Origin of the sequence: Helicobacter mastomyrinus (genome assembly GCF_039555295.1) — a bacterium.
In the GTDB taxonomy this organism is placed as follows: Bacteria; Campylobacterota; Campylobacteria; order Campylobacterales; family Helicobacteraceae; genus Helicobacter_C; species Helicobacter_C mastomyrinus.
In genome coordinates this window covers 835,922-855,437 of the sequence record NZ_CP145316.1, presented here as the reverse complement: position 1 = coordinate 855,437, position 19,516 = coordinate 835,922, and the positions used below count along the sequence as shown (strand labels likewise).

The window sequence follows — 19,516 nt, the reverse complement described above, 5'->3', positions numbered from 1 at the left end:
TGAAAAGTCAATTTGTATTTTTAGATATACAAAGTAAGCTAAGAAAAGCATTTCAAGGGGTTATTTTAAGGATTTGCAAGATGAAAGTGTGAATGCAACATTGCTAGAATACTCAAAGGATAGTAATATCTGGTTAAGGCGCATAGCTATTTTGCACCAACTTTTACGCAAAGAGCGCACAAATACGCAACTTTTAGAATCTATCATAATAAATAATCTCAATCACAAGGAACCTTTCATCAATAAGGTTATTGGCTGGGCTTTGTGTGATTTTAGTAAGTATAACCCACAATGGATAAGCGCATTTTTGCAAAAACACAAAGATTCCCTTTCGGTTTTTAAGTATCAAAGAAGCGGGCAAGTATATTGAGATAAATTTGTAAAAGAATTTTATAAAAGCAAAAGGATATAATAAGCAAAAAGAAAAGGTTAAATTGATAAGAATGTAAACGCATTTAAATACTAAACAAACTATTGATCGGGGAAGCTTTATATACCTGAAAGAAGCAATTTTTAAGCTGAAATAGAGCGGAATTAGGATTTGGAGAGATATGCAAATGAGAAAAATCCGTTTATTTATTGCGATGAGCCTTGATGGATATATTGCAGATAGCAAAGGCGGTGTTGATTGGCTAGTTGGACAGGGCAATGATGATGAGAATATCGATTCATATTCTAGCTTTGTGAAAGATATTGATACTATTTTGATGGGGTGGAATACATATTATCACATCATTACTGAACTTTCCGCCGAAAAATGGGTTTATGATGAGTTTATAAGCTATGTCATAACGCACAAGAAATGTGTATCTTGTGATAATATCCGTTTTACTGATGAAAGTCCTGTTGAGTTGGTAAAGAAACTGCGAGAAGAAGATGGAAAAGATGTTTGGATATGTGGTGGCGCAAATCTCATTCAGCAGTTGGTGAGGGAGGATTTGATTGATTATTATTATATTACAATCATTCCCACAATTTTGGGTTCAGGTATTAGGCTTTTTGAAAATACAAAATATGAGATTAGGCTAAGATTGCTTAGTACACGCTCATATAATGGTATGACAGATTTAATCTATACACGAAGATAACTTCTAGTTTTTTGCTTTTTGTGTCTTTTGTTGCTATCTTTAATTAAATATATTATTTATATTATTAAGTTAAAACTATATTTATTATAATATTAAATGGTTGCACAAATTTTGTGATTTTAAGGTGATGTAGCGAATGTTGCTTAATACGATTTTAACAAAACTCAAAGCAACTACCGCACTTTGAAAGTGCTTGAAAATAGCAGTTTTTAATAAAAAGAATTTTGTAAAAGCAAAATGGTATATTTAATGAAAATTATAAGGAGAGGTGATGACAAAAATATTTGAGAATTTAGAATTGATAGATGAAAATTGTCAAATTTATTGCAAAGATTGTCGCATAGCCTTAAAAGAACTTGCAGAAAATTCTATTGATTGTATCATCACTGACCCACCTTATTTTATTGACGGAATGGGAAGTGAATGGAATGATAAAAATCTTAAAAACAAGGCTTTAAAATCTGGAGTGATTGGCGGGCTACCTGTGGGAATGAAGTTTGATAAGAATCAAAGCACAAGATTACAGGCATTTATGAATCCTATCGCTAAGGAATTTTATAGAATCTTAAAGCCCGGAGGATTCTGCATTGTCTTTTCACAAGCAAGGCTCTATCACGCAATGGCGATGAGTATCGATGTAGCGGGATTTGAAATCCGCGATATGCTCGTGTGGAAATATGAGGGACAGGCAAAGGCATTCTCACAGAGCCATTTTATCAAAAAAGATAAGCATTTAAGTGCGGCACAAAAGGCGGCATTAATAGCAGAGCTAGAGGGATACAAAACTCCGCAGTTAAAGCCACAAATTGAACCTATGGTAATGGCACAAAAGCCCAAAAACGGCACTTTTTTGCAAAATTGGCAGGAATATAAGCTAGGATTAATTGACACAAAAGCAAGTTTAGATGGTAAATTTCCGGGTAATGTGATGGAAGTCTCAAAGCACAGTCGCAAAAGTGAAAGCAAAGCAAAAACCCCTCATCTAACCCCTAAGCCTATAAAGCTCCTCTCTCATCTTATCCGCCTTTTTACGCAAGAAAACCATCTCGTGCTTGACCCCTTTTGCGGCTCTGGTGCGACAGCACTTGCGGCATTGCAAAACAAGCGCAGATTTATAGGATTTGAGATTGAGGAGGCATATTTTAAGTTTGCCAAAAAGCGAGTGATGGAGGTAAAGGGGGAGAATATAGGCATATCCTTTAAAGCCTACTTATAATGTAGAGATGAGTATAGGCGCGAATGGAGCGCTCTTTAACATAATGAGTAAATCAAAAAGATTTTTTGCATTGTTTTGTAAGATTTATCTTAGTAGGGGTAAGCGGGCAATTGAGTAAGATTATTTTCTTAAAGTTTAAGTTTAGGTAAGAAAGATTTTAAAATAAAAGGTTGTCTTTGTTTTAAAGGAGCTGGGTATAAACTCTCGTTTATCGGCTAGTTTGTCAGTGATTTGCTAGCCTCTTAGCTGCTCTAGTCTATCGCGCTTAGTGCCAATGTCAGTAATCTGTATTCCAAAGTTCCCATCGACAATCACCACCTCTCCTTTAGCAATCACCTTATCATCAACAAGAATTTCTAATGGATCATTAGCGAGTTGATTAAGCTCTATCACACTCCCAATGTCCATTGCTATCACATCTTTAAGGAGCATTCGTTTTTGCCCAATACGCACTTTGACATTGAGGCGCACGTCTAAAATCATATTAATATTTTTAAATTCTGTGGGTGAAAGTATATGATTAGTTTGTGCGGAGGTAGATTCTGTATTTGTATCTTGCGCACTCTGCCGGGTATTGGTTTCAAATAAGTTTGCAAAATCTGCATTTGCCAAAACGATAAAACTTGATTGAATAGGTTCTAATAAAAAGTTAAAAACATAGGCTTTATTAAAGCGAGATAGTTCTATATCTTGAGTGATAAATTCAATATTGGTGCAGTTAAAATTAAGCTTTGGCAGTTCTTTTTGTGCATTAAGTGATGTGGAGATAGCACCAAAAATATTAGAGCTAATTTCTTTTATCGCATCTAAATCATCATCGCTCATTTCATTTTTTGCTTCTCCATCACCGCCAAGCATCATATCAGCGAGTGCTGTTGCCATTTCTACAGGCACAATCATACCAAGTTCGCCGTTCCCATCACCGCTTACTGTGATGTAGCTTATTGCATAGGACACAGGGAGATTCTCAAGGCTTACATCGCTATCACTTGTGTGTGTTACATTGGGTGTTTTGCCCATCAAGCCCTCAATAGTGGCAGTCGTTTCAGCGATAATTAAATCTATAAATGCTTTCATTCTCCCTCCTCGGCGATATCGGCTATTCTATTCTTACGTTGTGCTTCAAGCATTTCAAGCACTTCTTTGACTTGGTCTTTTTCTGTTTTGATAACCTCTTGAATCTGCAGTGTTTTGCGGTAACGTTGCAATCCAATAGTCGCTATATATCTTTCGCGTCCATCAACAGAAACAAGTATCGTATCATCAGCCGCCCTATCAAGCCGCACAATATCACCTACTTGTAAATCCAAAACTTCTTTTAATGTGAGCGTAGCATTCCCCAAATATCCACTAACAATGACATTCGCTCCAGCAATCAAGGCTTGAAGCTCTTTGTTGCGGCTTTTCTTTGAGCTTGTATCGCTGAGCATTAAATCACGACTTGCTAAACGCGAAAGCACTGTTTCTAGGGAAATCACAGGATAGCAAAGGCTCATCATACCGCTACTATGCCCGATGATAATTTCCATCACCACCATAATCACAATTTCGTTTTGTGCTACGATTTGCACGACATTAGGGCTAGATTCTTTAGCATCTACGGAGGGATAAATTTCTGTTATTGATGCCCACGCCTCTTTAAGATTCTGCATAATTTGCCGCAAGAGGGTATCAAGGAGATTGAGCTCAATATCACTAAATTCACGGGAATTTTCATAAGGGTCGCCCTTCCCGCCTAAAAGCCTATCAATCATAGGGAAGGCAATGCTAGGATTTATTTCTAAAATTGCCGCCCCTTCCAGTGGCTTCATTGAAAAAATATTAAAGCTCGTGGGTGAGGGCAAACTCATCAAAAATTCCCCATACGTCATTTGATCCACACTATGAAGCTGAATCTCCACAATACTCCGCATTACCGCAGAAACTTGCGATGAAAGGCTACGTGCCATTTTATCGTGGATTGATTTAAATGCGCGAAGCTGCTCTTTGCTCACACGATTGGGACGTTTGAAGTCATAAAGTGTAACTTGCTTTTGATGTGTGATATCCTGCTTTTCTATCTCGGCGGTATCGCCCTCATCATCGACAACCTCTAAGAGGGCGTCAATTTCTTCTTGACTTAGTATATCAGCCATTTATATCTCCTAGTGCTTGTCGAATCTTCTTAATCACTTCTTTTGCAATTTGCGAAATGCGGGATTCTGTAATTTCTAAAATCTCGCTAATCTCTTTTAGACTAAGCTCTTCAAAGTAGTAGAGCTGGATTACCATTTGCTCCCTGCTACTAAGTTTTTTTAATATCTTATGGATAATCTCCATAAGCTCTTCGTGCTGCACATCTTCGAGGATGTTTTCTGCACAAATGGCATTATATTGTTCATCAATTGGCACAAGTGCATATACATCAGAAGCTATACGCGCCTCTTTTATTTTGGCTACATCTTCATTGAGAATCTTTGCTAAATACTCATCGCTTGGTTCTTCTTGATGATCATTAAAGTATTTTGAAATTTCATAATCTATATGTTTTACCAATCTACGATTAGCACGGGAGAGAATATCAAGATTACGTAAATAATCCAGCATTGCGCCATTAACCCGCGTTTTTGCAAAACCCCAAAACGAATCGTTGATATTGCTATCATATCTGCGTGCAAGCTTAATGAGCTCTTCTGTGCCAATGGATACCAAATCCGCCATTTCAATCGAGCTAGGCAATCTCTCTTTAAGGCGAAATGCCATACTTTTTACCGCAGGCAAATATTGTAAGGCAAGCTCATCTTGAGCATATTTAAGCGTTTGATTGTATCCATTATTTTTATTAATGCTTTTCACATATTTCTCCTAGCTTGCGTTACCATTTTGAGGCTCTATATCTTCATCACCAGATTCCATACTTCTAATAAAATTACGAATCTTAGTTGATTCTTTTTCGCGTTTATCAAATTCAAGTCGATAGTATTCTAAAGCATTCTCAAGTTTTTGTTTTTTTAATCTTGAGCGTTCGAAATCCAAAAATCGAAAATATAATGACACACTTACTGCAACGATAAGATAAATTCCCATTGTTGTAATGATTGTCCATAGCACCATAAATTCAGGCTCATCAAATTTACTAATAGCAAATGCAAGTCCTATGAAAAATCCCGCCACAATGCTAAAACTCATATAATTATCTGGCTTCATATATTACCCTTACTTGTCTTTAGAGATAGCCAAGCACCCGCCTTAAAAAATCAGCAAAATGCTTTTTTTGAGGAGAATTAAGCATATTGTGTTCCATTTTGGAGACAAGATTATGTGCGATAACTTCAATTTGCCCACTTACTGCATTTAATGGCTCTGCTTTGACAAAAAGTTCCCTAGCACGCACGGCTTTTGCTATTGTTGGGCTTTGCTCAATGAAACCTAACAAATACAGATGGAGAGAGGGAATGTTTTTGCGTGCAAGATTTTCAATGCGTTCAAAGACAAGTTGTGATTCTTTATTACTCTTTACCATATTAAGAATCATAAAAATTTCATTGCGAACCTTGGCATTAAGCTTGATAGTCGCATATGCATCAGTAAGCGCAGAAGGATCAGGCATAGTAACCACTACGACCATATCGCTTGCATTTAAGAAATTTTGTGTAATACCTCCAATTCCCGCACCTGTATCAATAATCATATAGTCAATATTGTCTAGAATATCGCTTTCTTGCAAGAATCGCTCAAATACCCCGCTATTGGCATATTTGAGTATTTCATCACCATTATCACCAGGGATAAGATACAATCCATCTTGTATAGGGTGAATAATCTCTTGAAAGCTTGCTTCCCCACGTAAGGCGTGAAGGATATTTTTTTGCGATTTTACGCCAAAAATTAAATCAAGGTTTGCTAAGCCAATATCCGCGTCAAAGACAGCTACGCGTTTTTTTAATTTCCATAAACAATAGGCTAGATTCGCACTTATGCTTGATTTTCCCACACCACCTTTGCCTGAAGTGATAGCGATGAATTTTGTATCACTAAAATTACGTTTGTCTTGACTTTGTATAAGAGATTGAAGTTCATAGGCTTGATTTTGTATCATTTTTGCCTCCATATAACTCTATGCTACTTAGATTCTGGGCGTCTAAATCCATCAAGCAAACAATCCACCAAATAGTCATTTCCGGCCAATATCAAATCATTAGGCACACCCTGCCCAATTGATAGATAGGAAATTGGTTTTTTAGTTTCATATACAAGTGAAAACATATTCCCAAAATGGCGGCTTTCATCGAGTTTGCTAAAAATAAGAGTATCAATATCAAATTCGCTAAAAGCATTATAGGTATCGCGCAAATCTTCATATTTTGTATTGACGGCTAAAACAAGGCTTATATCAATCTTATAATCATTGTTGAGATAACTTTTAAGAAGTTGTAGTTTGTGGCGGTCGTGCTGGGAATGCCCTGCTGTATCAATGAGGATAAAATCACAATGCCTAAGAGAATCCAGCGCCTTACCAAACTCTTGAGGTTCTATCACGGTATCAATGCTAAGTTTCATCATACGTGCATACGCCATTAGCTGATCCACGGCTGCTAAGCGATAGGTATCAAGGGTAATTACACCTACGCGATAGCGAGCATTTAGCATTAAAGAATAACGTGCTGCAAGTTTGGCAAGAGTGGTTGTTTTACCCACACCTGTAGGTCCTACAAGCATCATAACTTTTTTAGTATTATTTTGGAGGTTCTCACTTCGGCAGTAAATCATTTTGCGTAGCACTTCGCGGAAATATCGCTTAATGGTTGTAGAGTTTGAGCGCATTTTTAGTGGCATAAGCTCCAAAGAAAGCTGCATAATCGTATCTAAATGCTCTTTATTCATACCACTGCTCTTAGCAATTCTATAAATCTCTGCAAACTCTTGTGGTATATTTATCCCTTCGCTTTTTGGGCTTTTTTCTTCCCAGAGCATACTTTGAATAATCTTCATTTTGTCATTGAGTTCGCCTAGCTCGTTTTTGATGGCTTTAAGCTCGAGTTTTTCATTGATATTTTGAGCTAAGCGCGTTTGTTGTAAGTCCTGAATCTTATCGTTTGCGCGCTCATCAATATTGATATTTGCTTTTTTGACTGTGTTGTTAAGATTTGTTATAGAAGTGCGAGGAGAAGGTTGAATCCTTGGATTTTCGGGCATATTGCTTGGGACATTAGCAATTTGTGAGATTTGCTTTACTGCATCAGAAAGCTGTAAGGTAACTTCATCATAAATCTTGGGTTTTTGCGCTTTTTTGCGCTTTTTTGCCATTTCTTTTTCTGCAATTTCATCAAGTCTTTTTTGCACACTATTGCTATGTGCTTTAGCTTCATCTTGTTCTTGTTTTTGTTGTGCTTTGTTGGATTCTATGCTTTCATCATCAACTTTTACTACTATCTCGTATAAACTCGATTGAGTAAGTGATTTTTTTCGAATTTCTTTATTTTCTACAAGCATAATATCATCACCCAGAGTTTCTTGTGCTTTTTTGAGAGCTTGTGCTGGTGTATCTCCCATAAAAGTATAATGTTTTTCTGCCATGGTATCCGCCTGTATATAATGTTAAAGTTTTTTGAAATATATATTGTAACTTTGTTGGGCTTAAGCAAACGTTTAAATTCCATCATCTTAACTATGAATTTTTTAAATCTTTAAATATATAGCCGCAATAAAGAAATAGAGTCTTAAGATATAAGCTAAACTTTAGAGAAAAGAGGCTAAAATCGCCCCCTTTGTTTTGCAAAAGATTGCTTTATGGCAGATTGCTTTATGGCGATTTTGGCGGACAAATTCACACATACCAATCCTTGTAAGGTTGCAATAGCTTTTGCTTAAGCTTTGTTAAGGGGTATGGAGGATAAACCACATTACTTTTGAGGAGACTACTATGGTAACAATGAAAGATTTACTTGAATGCGGTGTACATTTTGGGCATCAAACACGCCGTTGGAATCCAAAGATGCAACGTTTTATCTTTGGCGTGAGAAAGAATATCCACATTATCGATTTGCAAAAGACTTTGCGATACTTCCGCTATACTTATAATATTGTCAAAGAAGCCGCGAGTGAGGGCAAAGTGATTATGTTTGTAGGGACAAAAAAACAAGCGAGTGAAACACTCAAAACCTATGCAGAAATGACCAATGCTCCCTATGTGAATTATCGTTGGCTTGGCGGTATGCTTACAAACTTTAGCACGATTAAAAAATCTGTGCGCAAACTTGAAATCATCGAAGAAATGGAAAGCAGTGGGCAAATTGATTTGCTCACTAAAAAAGAAAAATTAATGTTACAACGCAAAAAAGAAAAGTTAGATAAGTATCTGGGCGGTGTGCGCCATATGAAAAAAGCTCCAGATATGATTTTTGTTATTGATGCAGCAAAGGAAAAAATCGCCGTAGCAGAGGCGAGAAGACTTGGAATCCCCGTAGTTGCTCCATTAGATACAAATTGCGACCCTGATATGGTGGATTATCCTATTCCGGGGAACGATGATGCGATTCGCTCTATTCAACTTTTTTGTAAGGAAATCAGCGCGGCGATTTTAGAAGGAAGGGCTGAAAATAAAGACGAACAAGATGAGCAAGAAGTACAAAGTGTGCCCGTGACAGACGAAGAAAAAGAAGCATTACTTGATGAGGTAACGCAAGAAATCGCCAAAGATATGCAAGAGGAGGAATAATATGGCAGATATTTCAGCACAGCTTGTAAAACAACTCCGCGAGATGACAGATGCGGGTATGATGGACTGTAAAAAGGCACTTGTGGAAACCAATGGCGATATTGACAAAGCCGTAGAGTATCTAAGAGAAAAGGGTTTAAGCAAAGCCGCTAAAAAAGCCGATAGAGTAGCGAGTGAAGGTATTGTAAGCGTAGAAGTGGCAAGTGATTATAGTAAGGCAAGTATTATTGAGATAAATTCTGAAACTGACTTTGTGGCAAAAAATGAGACATTTAAAGAGCTTGTAGCTCATACAGCAAAAATTGTGTATGAGCATTCACTTTCAAGCACACAAGAGCTACATACAATGAGTGTTAATGGCGTGAAATTTGAGGAATATCTCCAGCAAAATATCGCAAAAATTGGTGAAAATATTGTCGTGCGCCGCATAGCGAGCGTAGAAGCTCAAGGCAATGGTATCATCAATGGCTATGTACATTCAAATGGGCGAGTGGGAGTGTTGATTGCTATGAAATATACCAAAGATAGCTCAAGAGCTGCTTGTGTAGAGCTTGCTAAGGGTATTTGTATGCACGCAGCGGCGATGAAGCCACAAGTATTGAGCTACACAGAGTTTGATAATGACTTTATACAGAAGGAAAAGGTTGCTATTATCGCTGAACTCACTAAAGAAAACGAGGAGCTTAAAAGGCTTGGTAAGCCATTGCATAAGATTCCAGAATACATTAGCCGTAATGAACTGACAGAATCTGTGCTAAAAGCCCAGGAGCAAAAATTGCGCGAGGATTTAAAAACACAAGGCAAACCCGAAGCAATTTGGGATAAAATTTTGCCCGGACAAATGGAGCGCTTTGTGGCTGATAGCACTTTGCTTGACCAACGTATGACATTGCTAGGGCAATTTTATGTAATGGATGATAAGAAAACTATCGCACAGGTGCTAGAATCTAGGGGTAAAGAGCTAAATGATAGCATTGAGATTGTGCAATATATCCGTTTTGAATTGGGCGAGGGTATTGAGAAAAAAGTCGAGGATTTTGCTGCAGAAGTCGCCGCGCAAATGCAATAATATATGCTAATTTTGCGGGATTTTCTTCCCGTATTCAACAATACTGCTTTTATCTTATTGTGAGTATGTATATTCACCCTAAAAAATTTGCTTTTTACTCCATTTGTCAATTAATCTTTATCTCATTTTTCGCTTAGTTGTTATGATATAAGGCATACATTTGATGTTACCCATAGCTGTTGTATCAGCACAAAAATAGCAAATTTATTCAGGTATAAAAGGGGGTAGATGTTTTGGTGTGTTCAAATAGATTGTTTTTATAGTATTTGCGAAGATTTTTCTGCTCATAAGTGAAGAGTGCCACTTTATCACCTTGCTCCATAGAGGGAGTAGGATTCTTTATTGCATTATGCTACAAGGATATTCAATACATTTATCGATGGATGCCAAGATACTTAAAAGAGTTAAGAGAGCGATATTTTGATAAACGTATCGCTCAAAATTTTTGATATAAAGATAGGGACAATATAATGGGAGACTCCTTTTGTGCAAGATTAGAATCTGCATTAATCGTGCTAAGAGTCGCGATAATGTGCTTTTTATCTTATCTAAATTCATCTTGAGCAAAAGATTCTTAGAGAAAAGATATAAATCTGCTTAAAATCGCTTCTTAGTCCTAGGTGGGAAATGCTAACTTCGCTAAAGCCATTACGCAAAGGTGCTTTCTTGCTTCTGTTTTAAGCGCAGGGGGTGGGGTTGCTAAAGTTTTCCAAATTTACTTCTTTGATTCTTTTAGATTGTTTATTTGCTAGGTGGAAAATTTGATATTACCTCCTGTAGCAAACCAAAGGCTCATCACGTTGTCCCTAGCCAAATAATTTACACAAACATAGAGAGCTAGGATTAAACAAGAGATTATACCTTTTGGCTATACTTTTAGCTCCTTTAGGAGGGCTTTAAGCTGTGTATAGTGATGCATATATTGCTCTTTGTGGGTAGCGATTGCTTCGCATTGTTTTTTACATAATGCCTTTTGGTCGTATTCAAATTGCCATAATGCCTTTTTATGCAAAGGCTGGGTCAATAAATGCTCTTGTAAAAAGCCAAAGTGTAGCCCATTATTTAGCTCATCGCGGATATTTTCTAGGGTAGGGTTAAAAAGTGGGAGCGTGTCAGGACTTTTGCTATGCTTTTCTAGGGCTTCTTGGATTTTTAGGCTAATTGTATTAAGGCAGAGATTAATTGCAAGAGGATAATTCAAGCTTAGAATCTTGCTAAATAGCATAAATTGTGCATTTAGCCGCTCACAATGCTCTCTTACTAAATGCTCATAATCGCTTATTATGTTATCAATGCTCTTTTGCAAAAGTGGGCCTTGTAAGACGGGGATAAAGGATTGCCCCCATTGTATGATAAGGCTTTTCAAATTCCCTATGTGGGATTGTAGCAAGGATTCAAACTCGGCTCCTTTGGCATTCATATCAAAACCAAGTTTGATAAAATCTCTCGCAAAATGAGAATCCATATCACACAAACTTAGGCTTAACCGCTCTCTAGGAAGCGTAGTAATCTCCTTTGGCTGCTGATATGCCTTTGTAATACCAAATTTTTTATCTATTCGTATGAAGTCTTTTTGTGTCTTTTCAAGGGCAGCATAAATATGTTGCGTGAGTGTCTCAAGTTGAGATTCAAGAGTATGAAAAAGTGTAGGAAATGACTTATAGAATGCACTTTGAGGGTAAGATTCACTAAAAGTTATAGGTGAATATGAAAGGAGCGATTGAAGCCCTTTAAAACGCAAGGTGGTGTGGAGGCTTAAACGCGCAAAGGTAAGTGTAAGCTGTCGTAACTTAGTGCGTATGGTGTGCTCCTTTGCCTGTGTGGCTTGGGGCGCGATATGCGTTTGTAAAAATGCAATCACATCATCAATATGAGAATCTGCCCTTAAAGCTGCTGCTTGAGCAGATTCTGTGGTATTGTTTGCCTGTGTTTGCGTATTTTGCAATGCTTCATAAGAGAGGAGTGCATTTCTTGCCGATATGGCGATGATGTCCTCAAAAAGCCCTGCAAATGCCTTTTTTGCATATTCAAGGCTCACATCAATCTCGGCTTGATTTTTTAATCTATCTTTTTGATTTAGCACACAGAGGCTCTTACTCGCGTAACGTTTGATGTGTGAAAGGATAATCTCCTTTTCGCTTTGTTTGCCGACATTATCAATAAGGGTAAGCCAAATAATGCCATTTACATTTTCTAACATAGCGTTTGTCGTGTCTGTATCGCTTTGATTAAGGGAATTAAATCCGGGCGTATCAAGGAAGTTAATGCTTTTAAGCAGTGGTAATGGTGCATAGAGTTTGTAAAAGGCAATTTTTGCATTTTCAGCCGTGCTTACTTGCGCGAGATAGGAGAGAGGCTTAGTGGCGGTGTTACCATTTTTATAGGTAATCTCAAGTGCGTAATCCACCCCATAAGTGATATGACAAATCTTAGCCGTAATTGGTGTAATCCCGCTAGGGAGGATACTCTGCCCTAAGAGTGCATTTAAAAATGTGGATTTGCCGCTGCTAAACTGCCCTATAATAGCGATTTTCATCGGCTCTTGTATGCTTTGATGGAGCGATTGCAAGGTATGGAGCGTGTGGGAATCTAGTGGCGTTACTTGGCTTAGCAGATATTGGACTTTGTCAATGAGGGCGTGGAGGGGATTGCTCTTTTGCAGGGCTTGATTTTTCGCTTGGATATATTCTGTGATAAATCGCTCTAAAAGTGGGCTTTGCGTGTTTTTAGTTATGTCTTTCATCTTGCTTCCTATGCTTTATTTAATGCAAATACCCTAACGCATTTTCTATCTTATCTATAAGGGCTTTGAGCTGCTTGTATTGTGCGTCAAGGGCTTGTTTTTGCTCCTGCGTGTCGCCTTTATCGTGCTGAGCTAATGCAGTTTGGAGGCTTTGCTCTTTTTGTGCGATTTTTGTGTGAATGAGTGTTTTTTGATATTGGGCAATTTCATCAAAATGTGCCATAAAGAGTGTGTTAATTTCTTTATTCTTGCTCTCAATGAGGGTAGCAAAAGATGAAAAAAGTGTGTTAAAAAGTGCTTCTAGAGCATTTTTTAAGCTTTGGTCTTTTTTGGCAGATTTGATAAGTGCGGTTATATCATTGAGTAGTGGCTGCATAATGGGTGCAATCTCGGCGTTTTTAAGCTGAAAGTGAATGGGTGGGAGCGTGGGTTCTTCTGTTGCAGCGATAGCATCTTTTAGCTGTGTGATTTTTTTACTTAATTTATAGCGATATTCTCGTCCAATATCGGCAAAGCAGTCTTTTAAACTTAGCTCTATCATTTTATGCAAAGCACTAGATTCTATCCTCGCGCCCCGCCCGTAATCATACATCATATCATCAAAAATCTTGTCTCTAAGGATTGTGGCGACTTTAGAGAGGGTATTAGCACTAAGGGAATGGAGGGCGTGGAGGAAGTTTTTTAGCTCATCATAGAGGGCATTGAATTGGGATTCTAAAGATACTAACTCACGCAAAAGTGTTTCATTATGGGCTTTTTCTTTAGCGATAATTTTTTCTAAATCTGCCTTGTTTGCATTGAGTAGGGCGGTTTTCAGTGAGATTGCCTCCGCGCTCTCTTGTGCGATTTTGTGCAATGCCTTATAAGCAAGATACAGCATATCCCGAGCCTTAAGGCTATCCTCCCCTAAAAGCATTTTTTGTAAATATAATTCTATATCTAAAATCCCGCTTTGCTCTAATGTGATATTTATATCACTTGTGGCAGTAGCAGTGCGATGAAGCAGGGCGGCATATCCTGCAAGAGGGATAAAGTCAATACGTGAGATGATTTGGGCAATATCGCCTTTGTAGTTAGCGTTTTTTAGCTGAGTGATAAGGCTTGATTTGGTGTATTCAAGCGAGGCATTAAGCTCATCTTTGCTTAATAAATCAATGCGCGTTAGCACCACAAGTAGCCGTGATATATTTTGCTCTAATAAAGATTCTAAAATAAAATCAATATCTTTTTGCGTTGCCGCACAGCTAGCATTCATCACGTGGATTAGCATATCGCAACGTTGCATATAAGCGCGGGTAATGTCCTCACGTTTAGTGATGGGGTCATCAAGCCCGGGTGTATCAACAATCTCCACGCCATTTTTGAGAAAATCCAATGGTGTGAAAAGCTCGACTTCTTGAATCAAATTGCATAATTTGCTGGGGTGATTAGCAGAAGTGTAAGCACTAAGCTGTTGGGCTTGTATCTCTTGTGATGTGTGAGGCTGGGTAATGTAGCGCTCAAGTTCCTTGCCAAAATGCGCTTTGCACTCTGCCACAAAAACTTTAAGATGTTCATCATACTCGCCCTCCTCGCATAAATCCGCCCATTGCTCCTTGCTCCAAAAATGCACTTTTGCGCTTGTTTTGTCTCCATAGCGCAAGATCGTTAGATTAGCTGTTTCTGGGATATTTGAGCTGCCTAGAATCTCCTCTCCTAAAAGGGCGTTTAAAAAGGTGGATTTCCCCGCACTTAGCACACCTGTAACGCCAATGCACAAATGCTGCTCTTCAAGTTTTGCTTTTATCTGTGCGAGAGTGTCTTGGGCATTTGGTAGCAGGGGGAGAAGTGATTCATAAATGGTATAAAAAGCTTCACGTAGTGCTTTTGTATCTTTTGCTATGGCGGTTTTAGGCGTTTGAGATATGGCATTATGCAAATGTGAGGCAGCATTTTTTAAGGCGACAAATTGGGCTAACTCATCATCATTTATCACAGAGGCGAGATTGAGCTTTGCAAAATAAGGCAGCAAAGATTCTAAAATATGGGGATTTTCAGTGAGGATATGTGCCTGTAAATCAAGGATAGAATCTAGCAAATTGGTGTTTTGTATAGGGGATTGATAAGGGAGGGCAAAAGTATGGAGTATGTCTATAAAGCTTTGGCATTGTGTAAAAAGCGGCAGATTGCGCTCATTCACACAAAATAAAATGCTTAAAAAGTCTAATGGCGCTTGAATAGGTGCGGTAGATGAGGGTGCGCTAGGCGGCGGCAGGTGGTGAAAAGTTTTAAAATATTGTTCCAAAATCGGCATTACTTATCCTTCTGCTACACTTTAATGAGGTTTGCATTATCGTGCGATTTTATACAAGCGGGGGGTATTCCTCACTTGCGGAGAGAATAAAGACTTTTTAGTTTAAATCTAATGATTTTACATTTCACATTATAAAGAAAGTGTAATTTTACATCAAAACACAAAAAGTAAAATAAAATTATCATTATCGCTCAAAATAGGGCGATTTTGTTGCAAAAAAGTGGCAAATTGATGCCATAAAATGTATGAAATTTGTTAAAATCCTGCGCTTTGTTATGTGATAATTTAAAAGGTATTTGCGTGAGATTTGTGAAAAAAATGGCTATGTTATATATTGATGGATTTAAACATTTGACACTTGGTAAAACATTATGGAAAATTATCATTATAAAGATTCTTGTTATTTTTGTGATACTAAAAATATGTATCTATGATAATAGTCTCTCAACACTAGGCAGCAATGAAAACAAAAGCGCATTTGTGATAGACAATCTGACCGCCCAAAAACACTAAGGAGATGCTATGGAAATGCTAAATGAGCTTTCAAGCGTGAATTGGAGCAGGGCGCAGTTTGCCCTCACTGCACTTTATCATTTTTTGTTTGTGCCTTTGACATTAGGGCTTTCTTTTGTCATAGCGATTATGGAGAGCATTTATGTCAAAACCAATAATCCCCAATGGCGTAAAATCACGCGCTTTTGGCTAACGCTTTTTGCGATTAATTTTGCCATTGGCGTGGCTACGGGTATTATTATGGAATTTGAGTTTGGCACGAATTGGGCAAATTATAGCTGGTTTGTGGGTGATATTTTTGGCGCACCCTTAGCGGTTGAAGGTATTATGGCATTTTTCTTGGAGGCTACATTCTTTGCGGTTATGTTTTTTGGCTGGGATAAAGTCTCTAAAAGATTCCATTTGCTTTCTACTTGGCTCGTCGCCTTAGGGAGCAATCTCAGCGCGTTTTGGATACTCGTGGCAAATGGCTGGATGCAATATCCCATCGGCACGATATTTAATCCCGATAGTGCACGTAATGAGATGAGTAGCTTTTGGGAGGTGGCTCTCTCTCCTGTGGCAATCCCAAAGTTTCTCCACACGGTGGCAAGTGGCTATGTCATTTCTGCGCTCTTTGTCGTGGGTGTTTCCGCGCTTTATCTATTAAAAGGGCGATTTATCAGCGAGGCGAAAAAAAGCCTTGTGGTAGGGGCGAGTTTTGGACTTATTACCTCTATATTTTTATTTTTTAGCGGTGATGAAAGCGCCTATCGGGTAACACAACACCAACCAATGAAACTTGCCGCAATGGAGGGTATTTATCAAGGAGAGCATCGTGCGGGAATCACTGCCTTTGGGATTTTAAATCCTAGCAAACAGCCCGGCGATGATAAAGAGGTATTTTTGTTTGACATAACTATACCCTATGCCCTCTCTATCTTGGGCAATCGCAGCCCAGATAGCTTTGTAGCGGGTATTGAGGATTTGCTCTATGGGAATGAGGAAAAGGGTGTTGTAGGGATAGATTCTAGAATCCAAAATGGCAAAATTGCTCTGCAGGCGTTCAAAGACTATAAAGAAGCAAAGGCACAGAATGACACAGAGGCGATGAATGCACTCAAAGAAGTGATACAAACGCACATAAAGGATTTTGGCTATGGGTATTTGCACGCACCACAAGAGGCGATACCGCCCATTGCTTTGACTTTTTATAGTTTTCATTTAATGGTAGCCTTAGGCAGCGCGTTTTTTGTGCTCTTTGTCGTGGTGCTTTATTTAGCAATGGCGAATAATATTGTGCAATTCCGCAAGATTCTATGGTTATGCGTGATAGCAATTCCCTTTGGCTATATCGCTGCTGAAGCGGGGTGGATAGTTGCAGAAGTGGGGCGGCAGCCTTGGGCGATACAGGATTTGCTTCCGGTAGGGATTGCTGCTACAAATCTCTCAAGCGTGAATGTGCAAATATCTTTTTTCATCTTTACGATTCTCTTTACTACCCTGCTTTGTGCGGAAATAAGCATTATGGTGCGAAGTATTAAAAAGGGTTTTGAGGAAGAGCATACGCCTTTAATGCAAAGTGTGCAAAAAGGGGGCAAGTGATGTTTTTTGGGCTTGATTTGGCAGGATTGCAGGTATATTGGTGGATTGTGGTAAGTGTGCTTGGTGGGCTGCTTGTGTTTATGTTTTTCGTGCAGGGCGGACAGAGCCTTTTGCCTTTTGTCGCTAAAAATGAGTTAGAAAAATCTATGCTTATTAATGCTTTGGGGCGCAAGTGGGAGCTTGGATTCACTACTTTGGTGCTTTTTGGTGGTGTGTGCTTCGCTGCGTTTCCATTATTTTATAGCGTAAGCTTTGGCGGGGCGTATTGGGTGTGGCTTGTGATTTTGTTTTGCTTCATCATTCAGGCGGTGAGCTATGAATATCGTAAAAAAGCAGGAAATATGCTTGGCTCAAGGGTATATGAGGCATTTTTGTGGATTAATGGCGTTTTTGGCGTGTTTTTCATCGGCGTGGCGTTAAGCACATTTTTTAGTGGCGCTCATTTTGTGCTTGATGAACATAACTTTGTAGCGTGGAGTGTGGCAAGCAGAGGACTAGAGGCGCTGCTTAATGGGGGAAATTATTTATTAGGATTAGCTCTAGTGTTTTTAAGTCAGATTCTAGGGGCGAGTTATTTTTTAAATAATATTGATGATATGCAAATTGCTAAACGTGCTAGAAAAGCTATCCTTATAGCGAGTATCGCCTTTGTGCCTTGCATACTTGGGTTTTTAGTGTGGATTTGCCTAAAAAGTGGATTCTATGTGGGGGTAGATGGCAGAGTGGAGTTGCGTGATTATGTGTATTTGCATAATTTTTTAGATATGCCTTATTTGATAGTGGGATTGTTTGTGGGCGTGGGAGCGGTATTAGCAGGGATTTATATGAATGTCTTTAGGGGCAGCACAAGAGGCATTTTTCCTCTAGGTGCAGGCAGTGTGTTTGTGGGTATGACGGTGCTTTTAAACGTGGGGTTGGGACAAAGTGCATTTTACCCTTCTATCGCGCATTTGCAAAGCTCCCTTACTATACAAAATGCTTCCTCGAGCTATTACACACTCTCTGTAATGGGCTATGTGTCCTTACTAGTGCCTTTTGTGGTGGCTTATATCGTGTATGTGTGGCATAAGATGGATAGGGTGAAGATTACTAAAAGTGAGATAGAGGGAGATTCTCATACGTATTAAGCTATTATGCTTATAAATCTACGCTGTTGTGGTTTTATCATCGCTTAATCTTGCTCGTTTGGAGTGAATCCACACTTGCATACAGCGTAGTAAATCCCGTAAGGACAAAGTGAGTTTCTTTAAAGTATAGAATCTTTGTTCTCCCCACAAGTGAAGTATATCCTCACTTGTATAAAATCAATCGCACGAAGTGTTAATCTCTTTAAAGCGTCGTAGGGTTGGAGGATATAAGGGGAGGGAGCGACCTCACGCTTGTGTTTTAGCACCAGCCTACACTTGCATATTTAAGCCCCTCCCCCTTAATGCAAAAAGAAAATAGAACAAAGATTCTAAACTTAATAGACTCATTTTGCAAATGTGGGGCGAGAGGCATATCTTTGAAGCGGGAGGGGTTAAAAAGTGGGGAAACCTTATAATGTGATACAATACAAAAAAAAGAATAAATTTATATTAAGGAGGCGATATGCTCACTTCTATTCTTATGTTGATTGTATGGGTTGTGGTAATTTATCTATGCTATAAGTTTATTTTGCTTAACATCACGCAGATAGAGAAACAAGAGGAAAAAGGAGAATAGCCCCATCAAACAGGGCGGGGTTCTAAGCCTTATACATCTCTATGTCGCCATTTAGGGCTTGTTTTCTTGCACTTAGATTTGCAAGATAAAAGACTTCAAATGAGGGATTTGCAGGCGTAGTGTATTTTGCCTTAACGCTTTCAAATTTCGCAAACATCGCTTGTTTTACCGCTAGATTATTTTCAAACACAGCATTTCCCCTTAGTCGTAAAAATGTGCCATCTGCCGCACAAGAGCAAATCTCTATCCCGCTATGGGCTTGTATGTGTTTGTAGAGATTTTTAGCATTTGAGGTACAAAAGTAGATTTTATCCCCATATAAAAGTGGGCTTTGGAAAGGACGCAAACGAGGATTACCACAAGTGCCTAATGTGGCTAAAAACGCCGGAGCATTTGTATCTAAAAAAGTAACAATATTTTCAAGTGTCATAGAATCTCCTTTAATTAATGTAAATTCAGCCCTTATTTTATCTTAATTTCTCCCTTTGCAGTGTAATACCTTCAAGCATTTATACTGCTAAAGCCGCACTTAGACTTACTGCTATTTCCTAGAGAGCTCTTTAATGTGCGGCTTTGGGCTTTTTGAGGAAAGTTTAAGGACTGCGTATG

At 38.5% G+C, this 19,516-nt stretch carries 17 protein-coding genes; 8 read left to right on the top strand and 9 right to left on the bottom strand.

The genetic code is table 11. From position 1 onward, the window contains the following. Window positions 1–73: 73 nt before the first annotated feature. The 3 genes from V3I05_RS04220 (at window position 74) to V3I05_RS04210 (ending at window position 2,304) form a co-directional block, all read left to right on the top strand. The gene (locus V3I05_RS04220; protein WP_300446639.1) at window positions 74–370 is read left to right on the top strand and encodes a DNA alkylation repair protein; all 297 of its coding nucleotides are present in this window, start codon (window positions 74–76) and stop codon (window positions 368–370) included. 181 nt (window positions 371–551) lie between these two features. Then, window positions 552–1,088 carry a dihydrofolate reductase family protein gene (locus tag V3I05_RS04215; protein WP_300446641.1) on the top strand — a complete coding sequence of 179 codons (537 nt, stop codon included), beginning with the start codon at window positions 552–554 and terminating at the stop codon, window positions 1,086–1,088. Between the two features lie 271 nt (window positions 1,089–1,359). Further along, window positions 1,360–2,304: a site-specific DNA-methyltransferase gene (locus V3I05_RS04210; RefSeq protein WP_343354132.1), complete on the top strand. Its 945-nt coding sequence runs from the start codon at window positions 1,360–1,362 to the stop codon at window positions 2,302–2,304. Between the two features lie 234 nt (window positions 2,305–2,538). Here V3I05_RS04210 and fliY read toward each other — a convergent pair whose 3' ends face one another. The 6 genes from fliY to flhF are packed head-to-tail and all read right to left on the bottom strand — an operon-like array spanning window position 2,539 to window position 7,860. Further along, window positions 2,539–3,381 (bottom strand): flagellar motor switch protein FliY, encoded by an 843-nt coding sequence (gene fliY / locus V3I05_RS04205; protein WP_343354130.1) that lies wholly within the window; start codon window positions 3,379–3,381, stop codon window positions 2,539–2,541. After that, window positions 3,378–4,439, bottom strand: a complete 1,062-nt coding sequence (gene fliM, locus V3I05_RS04200) for a flagellar motor switch protein FliM (RefSeq protein ID WP_295697859.1) — start codon at window positions 4,437–4,439, stop codon at window positions 3,378–3,380. The genes fliY and fliM overlap by 4 nt, the downstream gene beginning before the upstream one ends. After that, complete coding sequence (locus V3I05_RS04195) at window positions 4,432–5,139, bottom strand: RNA polymerase sigma factor FliA (RefSeq protein ID WP_300446646.1); 708 nt, start codon at window positions 5,137–5,139, stop codon at window positions 4,432–4,434. The genes fliM and V3I05_RS04195 overlap by 8 nt, the downstream gene beginning before the upstream one ends. A 9-nt stretch (window positions 5,140–5,148) precedes the next feature. Beyond that, window positions 5,149–5,490, bottom strand: a complete 342-nt coding sequence (locus V3I05_RS04190; protein ID WP_300446648.1) for a hypothetical protein — start codon at window positions 5,488–5,490, stop codon at window positions 5,149–5,151. Between the two features lie 19 nt (window positions 5,491–5,509). Next, window positions 5,510–6,382 carry a MinD/ParA family protein gene (locus V3I05_RS04185; protein WP_295697854.1) on the bottom strand — a complete coding sequence of 291 codons (873 nt, stop codon included), beginning with the start codon at window positions 6,380–6,382 and terminating at the stop codon, window positions 5,510–5,512. A 23-nt stretch (window positions 6,383–6,405) separates the two neighbouring features. After that, on the bottom strand, window positions 6,406–7,860 hold the full coding sequence (gene flhF, locus V3I05_RS04180) for a flagellar biosynthesis protein FlhF (protein ID WP_300446650.1): 1,455 nt from the start codon (window positions 7,858–7,860) through the stop codon (window positions 6,406–6,408). Between the two features lie 346 nt (window positions 7,861–8,206). Here flhF and rpsB point away from each other — a divergent pair, with 346 nt between their 5' ends. Both rpsB and tsf read left to right on the top strand, forming a co-directional pair. After that, window positions 8,207–9,001 (top strand): 30S ribosomal protein S2, encoded by a 795-nt coding sequence (gene rpsB, locus V3I05_RS04175; protein WP_295697850.1) that lies wholly within the window; start codon window positions 8,207–8,209, stop codon window positions 8,999–9,001. A 1-nt stretch (window position 9,002) separates the two neighbouring features. After that, on the top strand, window positions 9,003–10,070 hold the full coding sequence (gene tsf / locus V3I05_RS04170; protein ID WP_295697847.1) for a translation elongation factor Ts: 1,068 nt from the start codon (window positions 9,003–9,005) through the stop codon (window positions 10,068–10,070). Window positions 10,071–10,938: 868 nt separating this feature from the next. Here tsf and V3I05_RS04165 read toward each other — a convergent pair. Together V3I05_RS04165 and V3I05_RS04160 are read right to left on the bottom strand one after the other, a co-directional pair. Continuing rightward, window positions 10,939–12,813, bottom strand: coding sequence for a dynamin family protein (locus V3I05_RS04165; protein ID WP_343354125.1), 1,875 nt, complete (start codon window positions 12,811–12,813; stop codon window positions 10,939–10,941). Between the two features lie 19 nt (window positions 12,814–12,832). Next, window positions 12,833–15,106, bottom strand: coding sequence for a dynamin family protein (locus V3I05_RS04160; protein WP_300446655.1), 2,274 nt, complete (start codon window positions 15,104–15,106; stop codon window positions 12,833–12,835). 318 nt (window positions 15,107–15,424) lie between these two features. On the opposite strand from V3I05_RS04160, the gene V3I05_RS04155 reads away from it, so the two are divergent. From V3I05_RS04155 to cydB, 3 genes are read left to right on the top strand one after another with little or no spacing between them, the layout of a single operon-like run. Continuing rightward, window positions 15,425–15,619, top strand: coding sequence for a DUF4492 domain-containing protein (locus V3I05_RS04155; RefSeq protein WP_300446723.1), 195 nt, complete (start codon window positions 15,425–15,427; stop codon window positions 15,617–15,619). 15 nt (window positions 15,620–15,634) lie between these two features. Continuing rightward, window positions 15,635–17,203 carry a cytochrome ubiquinol oxidase subunit I gene (locus tag V3I05_RS04150; protein ID WP_343354247.1) on the top strand — a complete coding sequence of 523 codons (1,569 nt, stop codon included), beginning with the start codon at window positions 15,635–15,637 and terminating at the stop codon, window positions 17,201–17,203. After that, window positions 17,203–18,330 (top strand): cytochrome d ubiquinol oxidase subunit II, encoded by a 1,128-nt coding sequence (gene cydB / locus V3I05_RS04145; protein WP_343354124.1) that lies wholly within the window; start codon window positions 17,203–17,205, stop codon window positions 18,328–18,330. The genes V3I05_RS04150 and cydB overlap by 1 nt, the downstream gene beginning before the upstream one ends. Window positions 18,331–18,929: 599 nt before the next feature. Here cydB and V3I05_RS04140 read toward each other — a convergent pair. Next, window positions 18,930–19,337, bottom strand: a complete 408-nt coding sequence (locus V3I05_RS04140) for a pyridoxamine 5'-phosphate oxidase family protein (protein ID WP_343354122.1) — start codon at window positions 19,335–19,337, stop codon at window positions 18,930–18,932. Between the last annotated feature and the right edge of the window lie 179 nt (window positions 19,338–19,516).

What these genes read in the sequence shown, in the direction of transcription:
- tsf (WP_295697847.1), top strand. Translation starts at nt 9,003, where the DNA reads ATGGCAGATATTTCAGCACAGCTTGTAAAACAACTCCGCGAGATGACA.
- fliY (WP_343354130.1), bottom strand. Translation starts at nt 3,381, where the DNA reads ATGAAAGCATTTATAGATTTAATTATCGCTGAAACGACTGCCACTATT.
- V3I05_RS04210 (WP_343354132.1), top strand. Translation starts at nt 1,360, where the DNA reads ATGACAAAAATATTTGAGAATTTAGAATTGATAGATGAAAATTGTCAA.
- V3I05_RS04140 (WP_343354122.1), bottom strand. Translation starts at nt 19,337, where the DNA reads ATGACACTTGAAAATATTGTTACTTTTTTAGATACAAATGCTCCGGCG.
- cydB (WP_343354124.1), top strand. Translation starts at nt 17,203, where the DNA reads ATGTTTTTTGGGCTTGATTTGGCAGGATTGCAGGTATATTGGTGGATT.
- V3I05_RS04160 (WP_300446655.1), bottom strand. Translation starts at nt 15,106, where the DNA reads ATGCCGATTTTGGAACAATATTTTAAAACTTTTCACCACCTGCCGCCG.
- V3I05_RS04190 (WP_300446648.1), bottom strand. Translation starts at nt 5,490, where the DNA reads ATGAAGCCAGATAATTATATGAGTTTTAGCATTGTGGCGGGATTTTTC.
- flhF (WP_300446650.1), bottom strand. Translation starts at nt 7,860, where the DNA reads ATGGCAGAAAAACATTATACTTTTATGGGAGATACACCAGCACAAGCT.
- V3I05_RS04215 (WP_300446641.1), top strand. Translation starts at nt 552, where the DNA reads ATGCAAATGAGAAAAATCCGTTTATTTATTGCGATGAGCCTTGATGGA.
- V3I05_RS04150 (WP_343354247.1), top strand. Translation starts at nt 15,635, where the DNA reads ATGCTAAATGAGCTTTCAAGCGTGAATTGGAGCAGGGCGCAGTTTGCC.
- V3I05_RS04185 (WP_295697854.1), bottom strand. Translation starts at nt 6,382, where the DNA reads ATGATACAAAATCAAGCCTATGAACTTCAATCTCTTATACAAAGTCAA.
- V3I05_RS04165 (WP_343354125.1), bottom strand. Translation starts at nt 12,813, where the DNA reads ATGAAAGACATAACTAAAAACACGCAAAGCCCACTTTTAGAGCGATTT.
- rpsB (WP_295697850.1), top strand. Translation starts at nt 8,207, where the DNA reads ATGGTAACAATGAAAGATTTACTTGAATGCGGTGTACATTTTGGGCAT.
- fliM (WP_295697859.1), bottom strand. Translation starts at nt 4,439, where the DNA reads ATGGCTGATATACTAAGTCAAGAAGAAATTGACGCCCTCTTAGAGGTT.
- V3I05_RS04155 (WP_300446723.1), top strand. Translation starts at nt 15,425, where the DNA reads ATGGCTATGTTATATATTGATGGATTTAAACATTTGACACTTGGTAAA.